Consider the following 10,598-nt stretch of genomic DNA (forward strand, 5'->3'; position numbering starts at 1 on the left):
TCCTTAGAACATACCATAAAATACATTCTAAGGATTGATTATTATATTGTGTCTAATAGTCTAATACGGTTAGTAGCTTTTACTATATCACTATATTTGTTTTACAGTTCTAGAGGCGTATACCTCTTTATCCATATATGATATAAAGCCAACGCTACAATCATTGTCACCGCTGTAAACATATAAAGATACTGATATCCTACAGCACTAGCTAACAGAGCAAGAATGACAGATCCCGCCCCCACACTTATATCTAATGCTAAAAAATATGTTGCTGTCGATACCCCAGCCCGTTCTATTGGTGCTGATTGAATGGCTAACGCTTGAAATGCTGGTTGTGCTGCACCATAACCTAAACCTAACAAAGGGGCCGTTAATATTATGGTTAATGGCGTAGTAGCTATTCCTAACGCTAATAGTCCTAGTATAAAGAGTACTAGGCCTGGGTAGATAATATATTTAGAGCCATACCGAGCATATGCTTTTCCTACTAGAGGTCGACTGATTATGATCATTACAGCAAAGATAGCAAAAAATGCACTGCCCCAAATACCAGAACCCATACTATTTAACTCAATGGGAATAAATACTAACACACCAGAATAGGTAAAGCCAATAAACAGTCCCATTAAAGCCCAAGGCAAACTTCTTTTTTCAATAAATTGAGATATATGCCACCCTTTGTGAGTAGATGGTTTAGGCATTGCTAATTCTTTTGATAAGGGAATACTATTACTCAATACTAGGACTAACCCTGTCATAATAGTTAAGAAAAGATAGAGAGCTATACTACCATATGAAGCAAGTGCATATAAGCCTATTGCAGGCCCCAACACCATTGCCACATTCGAAAAGATAGCAAACATATTGATGCCCTCCCCCTTTCGATTAGGAGGTAACACCAATACCGCCAACGCCGCCATTACAGTTGTGCCTAAAGCAAATACAACACCATGTAGCCCCCGCAATACAAAGATGGCTTCTAAAGAGGTTGTAAAATTAAAGAGCCCCATAATGATGAAAAATAAAGCAGTTGATAGTAGTAATACAACTCGTTTGTTAAAGCCATCAATCAAGCGACCTGCAAAGAGCCTACATACAATTGTTCCTATTTGAAAATAGGTCATCGCTAATCCCGCATCTAAATCACTTCCACTTAATTCAGAGGTTATAACTATCGGCAAGGCTGCTACGAGAACATATTGTGTCATATATAAAATGCCCCTGCTTATACCATAGTTTATAAAAGCAGGGCTCCATAATCGATTTGAATCCATTTATCTATCCCCTTTTCAACATTGTGTTACTTTGCTATTTTACGCCCCATATACAAAGAATTCAATAAGTATAGACCTTACTATATACATATCCTATACATATATGTATGAGTTATCCATGGTAATAATTTATTAGTAGATGATACATAAAAAGAACCTCTCTGAATATAATACAGAGAGGTTCTTATACTTTTACCAATAATAGGTAAAAGCATTATATATTATTGTTGATTGCGGATATCGTTCTTGTTGCGACTCTTCCACATAACCCATAAGGATGTAGCTACACAGATAGAGGAATACGCACCACTAGCAAAACCAATAATCATACAAAGAGCAAAGTTCTTTGTAGTGTCCCCACCGAATAGATAAAGGGATACACAGGCAAACATAACGGTAGCCAATGTATAGAAACTACGGTGAATACTTTGTGTAATAGATGCATTCGCAAGATCTGCAAATGTATCAGAACGTTTATGTGTATGTGTATTTTCGCGAACACGGTCAAAGATAACTACAGATTCATTCATGGAGTAACCTACAACCGTAAGAATAGCCGCCAAGAAAGACGCATCAATTTCTAATTGGAAATAAGAGAATACCCCAAGAACCATAATCAAATCATGGAAAATAGCAACGAGCGCAGAAATAGCAACTTTATATTCAAAGCGATAAGAAATATACAATGCTAATGCCGCAAACGCTATAACAAGATTTAACAACGCATGTTTTGTAACTTCGGAACCAATTACAGCACCTACAGTTTCAATACGTTTAACTGTATTGTTACCAATAGATTTAGTCAAAGATTCAATCACAGCGGCACTTTCACTAGGCTCAAGATTACGTGTACGAATCATTACGTCTTCGCCCGCTGTATCACCAGTAGTATCGCCAGAAAGCTGAATTTGTGCGTTTTCAAGATTATATTCTTTTAGGACGTCACGAACTTGACTAACCTCTACGGGCTGATCAAATACAACTTCAACAATCGTACCACCAGTATAATCAATACCAAAGTTAAAGCCTTTAGTAAAGATGGAAATCAAACTGATAATAACAAGTGTGGAGGAAATAGCAAACCACCAACGATGATGCTTAATTACGTCTAATGTCATTTGCGTTTACCTCCTTTCAAAGATTTTGGTGCAAATGCGTCAGCACTTGTGCTTGGAGAGATATTCGCACCAAACCAGAATGGATGGTTCGTAAAGTTACAATCAATAAGTAAGCGCAATAAGAAATGGCTCACAGTAATCGCTGTGAACATACTTACAACAACACCTACGCCTAAGCTGATAGCGAAACCTTTTACAGGGCCAGAGCCTAAGATTGTCAAGATAGCAGCAGTAATGATAACAGATACGTTCGCATCTGTAATTGTTGCTAAAGCACGACTGAAACCAGCTTCCATGGCTACACGCATGGACTTACCGGAGAACACCTCTTCTTTAAAACGTTCAAAGATAAGAATGTTCGCATCTACAGCAACACCCATGGATAAGATAATACCCGCGATACCTGGCAATGTCATAGTCGCATTAAAGCCTTTACCTAATACAAGCAATAAGAGCATAACATAAACAAGTAATGCAATATTAGCTACAATACCAGAAAAACGATATAAAATAACCAAGAAAATCATGATCATTGCAATACCAGCACTGAAGGCTACAACAGATTTATCCTTGGAGTCTTGACCCAAAGAAGGACCAACTGTACGTACTTCCAATACATTAATTTTAACAGGCAATGCACCGGAACGTAATAAAATAGCCAAGTCTTTAGCTTCTTCTAAGCTTTGACTACCAGAGATAGTTGCTTTACCACCTGTAATTGCTTGTTGTACTACAGGATTAGTCAATTCTTTACCATCCAATGTAATGGCAATACGACGACCAATATTTTTAGATGTTAAATCAGCAAATTTCTTAGCCCCTTCATCGCTTAATTCAATAGCAACGAGTGGTTGTTTATTTTGACCTAACTCTTCTTTTGCATCTTTTAAATCATCACCAGTCATAACAGTTTGACCTTGGTCGTTTTTAAATTCCAAGACTGCTGTCTTACCGATACGTTTAATCGCTTCGTCAGGATCTTTTACACCTGGCAATTCGATGATAATACGACGAGCACCTTCACGTTGTACTAGTGGTTCAGACAAACCCATTTCATTAATACGACGCTCTAAGATTTGCTTCGCCCGTTCCACTGCATCATTGTCAGCTGTACCAGTGGCAGAGTCCTCTGCTTCCAATACGATGTGCGTACCACCTTGCAAGTCTAGGCCTTGTTTCAAAGAGCCTGCTAATGGTTGAATAAAATACGCAAACAATCCAATGATGGCAGCAATGACTACTAAAAACTTGATAATAGCTTTACCGTTCAAAATAGTTGCTCCCTTCTACTACTATACGCAATGTATAACGCCTTGCTCCGTTACAATTTTGCTCATCCGTTGGTCCAGTTCATCCATTGGGATTGGTGTATCCCACAATTGTACTGACCAGCATACGCCCATAAATGTACGTGGTGAAAGTTCCTTGAGAAATCGATCGTAATACCCATTCCCCATCCCCATGCGACCGCCTTGACGGTCAAAGCCAGCACCAGGCACTAAAATCAAATCCAAGTCATGTGGATTAATAACCTCGTATGGCTCAGAGGGAATGCGTATATTTAACACACCACGAGTGATAGATTCTAGAGACTTAAGACGAACGGCAATCATGGTCGTCTTATCTGTACATACTGGAACATATACGGATTTACCATGTTCTAAAGCATGACGAATAACATCGTCTAAATTGGCCTCCTTGGGCATCGCCAAATAGGCCATAATGGTATTAGCTGATATATACTCAGGACTATTAACAATTTGATCTGTCAAAAGCGTAGTCCATGTATTACAATCAGCAACGGATAAAGCAGCGCGCTGGGCCTTGCACGCCCGGCGCACTGCTTCCTTTGTATTCATTATTTTTCTTCCTTGTTTTTCTTGGAAAGAACGTTAGCAATTGCAGAACGTGCAAATGTTAACTCTACTTTTTCAGATACTTGAACCTTTACTTTTTCATCATCAAGTTCAACGATTTCGCCATAAATACCGCCGATAGTAACGATTTTTTGGCCTTTCTTCAAGCTGCCTAACAAATTAGCACGCTCTTTTTGTTGTTTCTTTTGTGGACGCCACAATAAGAAATAAAAGATTACGACCATCAACAAAATAGGCCAGCTAGTTTGCAACACTTGTAAAATATCTTCCATTTTATCCTCCTAGTATAATAAATATGTTTTTCTTTTCTAGTATAGCCACCTAATATAGATTTGACTAGACTTAATTACTATTTTTTAAAGCTATCCCAAAATTGCATTCTAAATTGTGGGAACCGATCTTCTAAGATGGCTTGTCTCATTTGACGCATAAACTCAAGCAAGAAGTAAAGATTATGGTACGTTACGAGACGCAATGCCAAAATTTCTTCCGCCTTATACAAGTGACGAATATAAGCACGAGAATAATTTTTACATGTATAGCATTGGCAGCCTTCTTCTAACGGGCCCCAATCATGAGCAAACTGCGCATTTCGAATATTAAGGCGACCATTCCAAGTCATAGCCATACCATTTCGAGCAACCCGTGTAGGGTATACGCAGTCGAACATATCAATACCACGTGCTACGCCTTCTACAAGACAATCCGCCGTACCAACGCCCATCAAATAACGAGCCTTATTAGTAGGCAATAGCGGGGTTGTGTATTCAAGAATTTCATTCATTAAATCATGAGGTTCCCCAACGGATAAGCCACCGATACTATAGCCTTCAAAATCCATAGCTACGAGTTCTTCCGCACTTTGTTTGCGCAAGTCTTTGTACATACCACCTTGGACAATACCAAACATTCCTTGACGGTCATGGGCTTTACGAGCCTCTTGGCAACGATGAGCCCAACGTGTGGTACGAGCTGTTGAGCGCTTCGCATAATCATGGTCCGCAGGATATGGAATACATTCATCAAAAGCCATGGCAATATCAGAACCTAATTGCTCTTGTACCTTTGTGGCCACCTCAGGAGATAGGAACTGTTTAGACCCATCAATATGAGATCTAAAGGTTACACCATCCTCAGTAATCTTACGCATATCGCCTAAGCTAAATACTTGGAACCCACCACTATCAGTTAAAATAGCTTGATCCCAGTTCATAAATTTATGTAAGCCACCTGCTTCTTCTATGAGTTCAGGACCAGGACGAAGGAATAAATGGTATGTATTGCTCAAGATGACTTGAGATCCCATCGCCTTTAATTCCTCAGGCGTCATAGTTTTAACTGTAGCTTGTGTACCTACAGGCATAAACATAGGCGTTTGGAAGGTACCATGTGGTGTATGCAATAAACCAGCACGAGCCCCCGTGTGAGGACATGTCTTTTGTAATTCATAAGTAATACTCGGCATAGTCCCTCCTAACGTATAAACATAGCATCGCCGAAGCTAAAGAAACGATAACGTTCGCGTACAGCTTCTTCGTAGGCCGCTAAACAGTGATCACGACCAGCCAATGCACTAATCAACATTAATAATGTAGATTGAGGCAAGTGGAAATTCGTTACCAATGCATCAATCATCTTAAATTTGTAGCCAGGATAGATAAAGATTTGTGTCCATCCACTAATGCCTTGTAAGACACCGCTATCATTAGTAGCTGACTCAAGAGTACGCACAGAAGTAGTACCTACCGCAATAATACGGCGTCCGTTTCTTTTAGCCGCATTAATACGATCAGCTGTATCTTGAGAAACGACGAAAAACTCACTATGCATTTCATGGTCCTCAATTGTCTCCGCTGATACAGGTCTAAATGTTCCAAGGCCAACATGCAAGGTAACAAATTCTAGCTCTACGCCTTTCGCTTTTATCTTTTCTAATAGTTCAGGTGTAAAGTGAAGACCTGCTGTTGGAGCTGCAGCTGAACCTTTCTCCTTAGCATAAACGGTTTGATAACGATCTTTATCTTCTAGCTTCTCATGAATATATGGAGGTAATGGCATTTCACCGATTTCTTGTATCACATCATCAAATACACCATCGCAAGTGAATTCAATGATACGACCTCCAAACTCAGTTTTATCTATAACGGTCCCACTTAATCGGTCATCAAATTCGATAACTTGACCAATAGGACATTTTTTACCAGGTTTAACAAGGCATTCCCAGCGATTTTCACCACATGGTGTGAGGAGCAATACCTCAACCTTGCCACCAGAGCCTTGACGTTGGCCATATAATCTCGCAGGAATAACCTTTGTATTATTAAATACAAGTACATCCCCTTCGTGGAGTTCATCTAGCAAATCGTAAAAATGCTCTTTATGCGCAACTTCACCTGTAACCTTGTCTAAGGTCAACAGTCTCGCTGTATCACGAGGCTCTACAGGATGTTGAGCAATTAGTTCCTCTGGTAATTCATAATCAAAATCTGTAACTTTCATCGTAATCCTTATTAGTACATTTTCTTTAATGTAATGCCACTATAGTAGTGACGCAAAATAGTTTGGTAATAATTTGTATCCCCTGGTGTCGCACGCTTAGCCATTTCTGCAGCACCCCATTGAGACATACCAAGACCATGTCCCCAACCGTGGCCTTTAATATAGACAGTATCATTGCTACCAGTAAAATTATGATACGCCTTACCTGTATCTTTGGCTGGGTTATGATTTACATAAAAATCAAATAGTGTTGATTTCAAGCCTAAAATACTGCGTAAAGAATCCCCATCAATGGTCGTTTTTCCAGAGGTACCTATGAAAGTAGCACTCTTAATGCGACCAGATACACCGCGGTCAGATGTTTGTTGACCTGGCTTGCCAAGAGGTGTCAATTGAATGCTCTTCAATTTGCCAACCCCTTTACTAGCTGCGTTAAGCTTACTTTCAAGGGCCTGACGAGAAGTAGTCACTGTCCAGTTCGATGTAGATGTGCCAGTACTAAAATCCTTTACACCTTTCAAATACGGTACATCGCTACCCCAAACATTGACACTATCCTCAGTATAGCCGCCACCATCAGAATGGAATAAAGCATTAATAGGGCGTTGATTATATAACATAACCATACCCTTTGTTTTATTAACTGCATTTGTAGTAGCTTGCGTTTCACCACTAACCCCATTATAGACTTGGTGATCTGTGGACGTACTCACATCATACAGTTTACCTTTATTCTCTTCCATAGTATGAAGAGCATAAGTTCGAGCCGCTACAGCTTGTGCTTCTAGTGCAGCTGCTGGCCAAGATGGAACGACCTCTTGCGGAACTACGCCATAAAGATAGTCTTCAAGAGGTACAGAATTAATGACCATCATCTTTCCATTATTAGCACGTAATGTAAGTCCTCCACGATAGCCTTTGCCTTCAAACAAGAATGGTGCATCACTATTGGCTGGTTTTAATGTAACTACCGTATCAATGGCCTTGCCATTGACAGCAATTTTCCCACTTCGAATACCAACAGAGGTACCACGGTTTGCACTGATTGTACTTACTTGACCATTAGCACTATTTAACACAACCAGATTAGCAGTAGATGTAACTGTAGCATCGGAACTGCGACTCCCCAACAACACGCGTACATTTGGTACATTTTCTACACGCTCCGTAGCAGGTGTAACAACAGAACCTACTTTATTACGCGTAATAGCAGCCGTATTAGCTTTAATACTATTGGCATCAGAAGTTTTTACAGCCTTAGATGCAGTTGGCTTTACCGTTGTAGCCTTGGCACTAGTAACTGTAGATTTGGCAACAGGCTTTTGAGCTGTTGCTGCAGCCTTAGTTGCATTAGACTTTGTAGTCACTTTTGCCACAGGCTTTGGAGCCGGTTTAGTTACAAGTGGTCGAAAAGTTGACCGCTTTGTCGTATTTACTTTCGATACATTTGTTGTAGATACTGTTGATTTCGGCGTTGGCTTTTTAGTCACTACTGCACTTTTATGTTGCAATGTAGCCCCTTGTGCAACAGATGCACCGCCAATATTTACACCTAAAAACAAAGTTGCCATTATCATCAATTGTAATCGTTTCGTTTTCATTGTTATTTCCCTGTCTGTGAAATACCTAAATGCTCATAGGCAAGTTTAGTAGCCACCCTCCCACGCGGTGTACGTCCTAAAAATCCTAATTGCATCAAATATGGTTCATACACATCTTCGATGGTATCTCTCTCTTCGCTGATAGCTGCCGCAATAGTATCTATCCCTACTGGACCTCCATCATACTTTTCAATAATACACTCCAACACACGTCGATCGATTCGATCGAGCCCTTCTTTGTCAATATATAAACGCTGTAACGCATCATCTGCAATACTTTGAGTGATAACCCCATCACCTATGACTTGTGCAAAATCACGTACCCGTTTAAGTAGACGATTTGCGATACGCGGCGTTCCCCTTGAACGACGCGCAATTTCACTGGCTCCAGTCGGCTCAATACCGATATGGAGTATTTCTGCCGCCCGAGTCACAATAAACTCTAATTCTGGTTGTTTATAATATTCCAACCGGTTAATAATCCCAAAGCGGTCCCGCAATGGTGCCGCCAAAGCCCCAGCTCGTGTGGTAGCACCTACCAAAGTAAACTTTGGCAAATCAATGCGCACCGTTCGAGCACTTGGACCCTTACCGATAATAATATCGATTGCATAGTCCTCCATAGCAGAGTACAATACTTCCTCTACACTGCGAGACAAACGATGAATTTCATCGATAAATAATACATCGTGATCATCTAAATTCGTTAAGATGGCAGCCAAGTCGCCTGACTTTTCAATAGCAGGACCAGAGGTTATGCGAAAGTTAACACCCAATTCATTCGCAATAATACCTGCCAATGTAGTCTTTCCTAGACCTGGTGGACCATACAGCAATACATGATCTAATGCTTCACCACGCTGCTTTGCAGCCTGAATATATACATTTAGATTGCCTTTAGCCTCTTCTTGACCAACATATTCGTTAAAAAATTTTGGTCGCAGGCTATATTGCCACATATCTTCTTCGTGCTCGCCATTTCCGACAAGGCGTACTTCTTCGTTCATCCTTATCGTCCTTTCCCAAGCTCAATCAAGCTGACCTTAATCAACTCAGATACATCGCGTTTACCATCATCTAAAGACTCTACAATATCAGCCACATCTCGTTCTGAATAACCTAGCGACACAAGAGCCTCAATAGCCTCACCGGTAGCACCACTAGCGGCAACGCCAATCGGCTGTATAGCTGCTGGTGATTCTGCAGATATATGTGTCATCTTCGCTAACTTATCCTTTAGTTCAAGAACAAGTCGCTCTGCAGATTTCTTCCCAATACCAGGTAACTTTGTTAATTGCTGTACCTGGCCATTGATAACAGCTAATTTGAAAGCCTCTGGTGTCATGCCAGACAAAATGCCAAGCCCCACTTTAGGCCCTATACCAGAAACAGAAATGAGTAAAATAAACAACTCATACTCCTCTTCCGTCCAAAAGCCATAGAGTTGCATCGCATCTTCACGTACGTTGAGATACGTGAATAGCGTTGCCTCATGACCTTCAATCAATTGTTGTCGCGTAGTGGTCGGCACATATACACGATACCCTACGCCATGTACATCTACGTAACAAGACTCTTTAAAGAGATGTGTTACGATGCCCCGTACATACCCTATCATTATACCAACCTCTTCAATCTATCATTGTGAGAACTATGAGCCGTACAAATAGCGACAGCCAATGCATCTGCCGTATCATCGGGCTTAATTTTCTCACGAATCCCCAAAATATTCATTGTCATATAAATGACCTGATTCTTATCAGCCTTGCCGTAACCTGTAACGGCTTGCTTGATTTGTAGCGGTGTATATTCGTAAATAGGAATACGCTGTTGCTCAGCCGCTAATAAGATAACACCACGTGCTTGACCGACCTTGATGGCCGTCGTTACATTGCGGTTGAAGAATAATTCTTCTACCCCGAACTTATCAGGCTTGAATTCCTCTAGAATATCACTTAGGTCATTAAATAAAATTTCCAATCGCTGTGAATCTGTTAATTCCTTAGGAGTTGTGATAGCCCCATAGGCTACAGGTGTTAATTTGCTCCCCTTCACGTCAATAATGCCATAACCGCATATAGCCGTGCCTGGGTCAATACCTATAATTCGCACCTTAACCCCCTTAGTTTAAAAATGAGATAAGCTGTCGCCTACCTCCATTACATAATCTATTTTATTATAGCACAATACCACATCGAAGTTTATGAATTTCCATAGAAATTTTAT

Annotated in this window: 11 protein-coding genes; all 11 read right to left on the reverse strand. The window is 40.4% G+C overall.

Going from position 1 to position 10,598, the window contains the following annotated elements; translation table 11 throughout:
* Positions 1-101: 101 nt before the first annotated feature.
* Positions 102-1,277 (reverse strand): MFS transporter, encoded by a 1,176-nt coding sequence (locus tag QZ548_RS04415; protein ID WP_367113073.1) that lies wholly within the window; start codon positions 1,275-1,277, stop codon positions 102-104.
* Between the two features lie 221 nt (positions 1,278-1,498).
* On the reverse strand, positions 1,499-2,395 hold the full coding sequence (gene secF / locus QZ548_RS04420) for a protein translocase subunit SecF (RefSeq protein WP_295868625.1): 897 nt from the start codon (positions 2,393-2,395) through the stop codon (positions 1,499-1,501).
* Positions 2,392-3,666: a protein translocase subunit SecD gene (secD, locus tag QZ548_RS04425; protein ID WP_005387360.1), complete on the reverse strand. Its 1,275-nt coding sequence runs from the start codon at positions 3,664-3,666 to the stop codon at positions 2,392-2,394. The genes secF and secD overlap by 4 nt, the downstream gene beginning before the upstream one ends.
* Before the next feature lie 21 nt (positions 3,667-3,687).
* Positions 3,688-4,254, reverse strand: coding sequence for a 5-formyltetrahydrofolate cyclo-ligase (locus QZ548_RS04430; protein WP_295868626.1), 567 nt, complete (start codon positions 4,252-4,254; stop codon positions 3,688-3,690).
* A complete protein-coding gene (yajC, locus tag QZ548_RS04435; protein WP_005387358.1) occupies positions 4,254-4,544 on the reverse strand; it encodes a preprotein translocase subunit YajC in 291 nt (96 codons plus the stop codon). The genes QZ548_RS04430 and yajC overlap by 1 nt, the downstream gene beginning before the upstream one ends.
* A gap of 77 nt (positions 4,545-4,621) precedes the next feature.
* Complete coding sequence (gene tgt, locus QZ548_RS04440) at positions 4,622-5,737, reverse strand: tRNA guanosine(34) transglycosylase Tgt (protein ID WP_295868628.1); 1,116 nt, start codon at positions 5,735-5,737, stop codon at positions 4,622-4,624.
* An 8-nt stretch (positions 5,738-5,745) separates the two neighbouring features.
* Positions 5,746-6,771 carry a tRNA preQ1(34) S-adenosylmethionine ribosyltransferase-isomerase QueA gene (gene queA, locus QZ548_RS04445; protein WP_295868630.1) on the reverse strand — a complete coding sequence of 342 codons (1,026 nt, stop codon included), beginning with the start codon at positions 6,769-6,771 and terminating at the stop codon, positions 5,746-5,748.
* 11 nt (positions 6,772-6,782) lie between these two features.
* Positions 6,783-8,372: a SpoIID/LytB domain-containing protein gene (locus QZ548_RS04450; RefSeq protein WP_295868631.1), complete on the reverse strand. Its 1,590-nt coding sequence runs from the start codon at positions 8,370-8,372 to the stop codon at positions 6,783-6,785.
* Between the two features lie 2 nt (positions 8,373-8,374).
* Complete coding sequence (ruvB, locus tag QZ548_RS04455; protein ID WP_005387352.1) at positions 8,375-9,379, reverse strand: Holliday junction branch migration DNA helicase RuvB; 1,005 nt, start codon at positions 9,377-9,379, stop codon at positions 8,375-8,377.
* A gap of 2 nt (positions 9,380-9,381) precedes the next feature.
* Entirely contained in the window at positions 9,382-9,990 is a 609-nt protein-coding gene (ruvA, locus tag QZ548_RS04460) for a Holliday junction branch migration protein RuvA (protein WP_119206519.1), read from the reverse strand.
* Entirely contained in the window at positions 9,990-10,484 is a 495-nt protein-coding gene (gene ruvC, locus QZ548_RS04465) for a crossover junction endodeoxyribonuclease RuvC (protein ID WP_005387349.1), read from the reverse strand. The genes ruvA and ruvC overlap by 1 nt, the downstream gene beginning before the upstream one ends.
* Between the last annotated feature and the right edge of the window lie 114 nt (positions 10,485-10,598).

Origin of the sequence: uncultured Veillonella sp., assembly GCF_915069625.1 — a bacterium.
Classification (GTDB): Bacteria; Bacillota; Negativicutes; order Veillonellales; family Veillonellaceae; genus Veillonella.

Bases quoted from the DNA above. Each gene is read 5' to 3' on its own strand.
- QZ548_RS04415 (WP_367113073.1), bottom strand. From the start codon at position 1,277: ATGGATTCAAATCGATTATGGAGCCCTGCTTTTATAAACTATGGTATA.
- secF (WP_295868625.1), bottom strand. From the start codon at position 2,395: ATGACATTAGACGTAATTAAGCATCATCGTTGGTGGTTTGCTATTTCC.
- QZ548_RS04430 (WP_295868626.1), bottom strand. From the start codon at position 4,254: ATGAATACAAAGGAAGCAGTGCGCCGGGCGTGCAAGGCCCAGCGCGCT.
- yajC (WP_005387358.1), bottom strand. From the start codon at position 4,544: ATGGAAGATATTTTACAAGTGTTGCAAACTAGCTGGCCTATTTTGTTG.
- tgt (WP_295868628.1), bottom strand. From the start codon at position 5,737: ATGCCGAGTATTACTTATGAATTACAAAAGACATGTCCTCACACGGGG.
- queA (WP_295868630.1), bottom strand. From the start codon at position 6,771: ATGAAAGTTACAGATTTTGATTATGAATTACCAGAGGAACTAATTGCT.
- QZ548_RS04450 (WP_295868631.1), bottom strand. From the start codon at position 8,372: ATGAAAACGAAACGATTACAATTGATGATAATGGCAACTTTGTTTTTA.
- ruvB (WP_005387352.1), bottom strand. From the start codon at position 9,379: ATGAACGAAGAAGTACGCCTTGTCGGAAATGGCGAGCACGAAGAAGAT.
- ruvA (WP_119206519.1), bottom strand. From the start codon at position 9,990: ATGATAGGGTATGTACGGGGCATCGTAACACATCTCTTTAAAGAGTCT.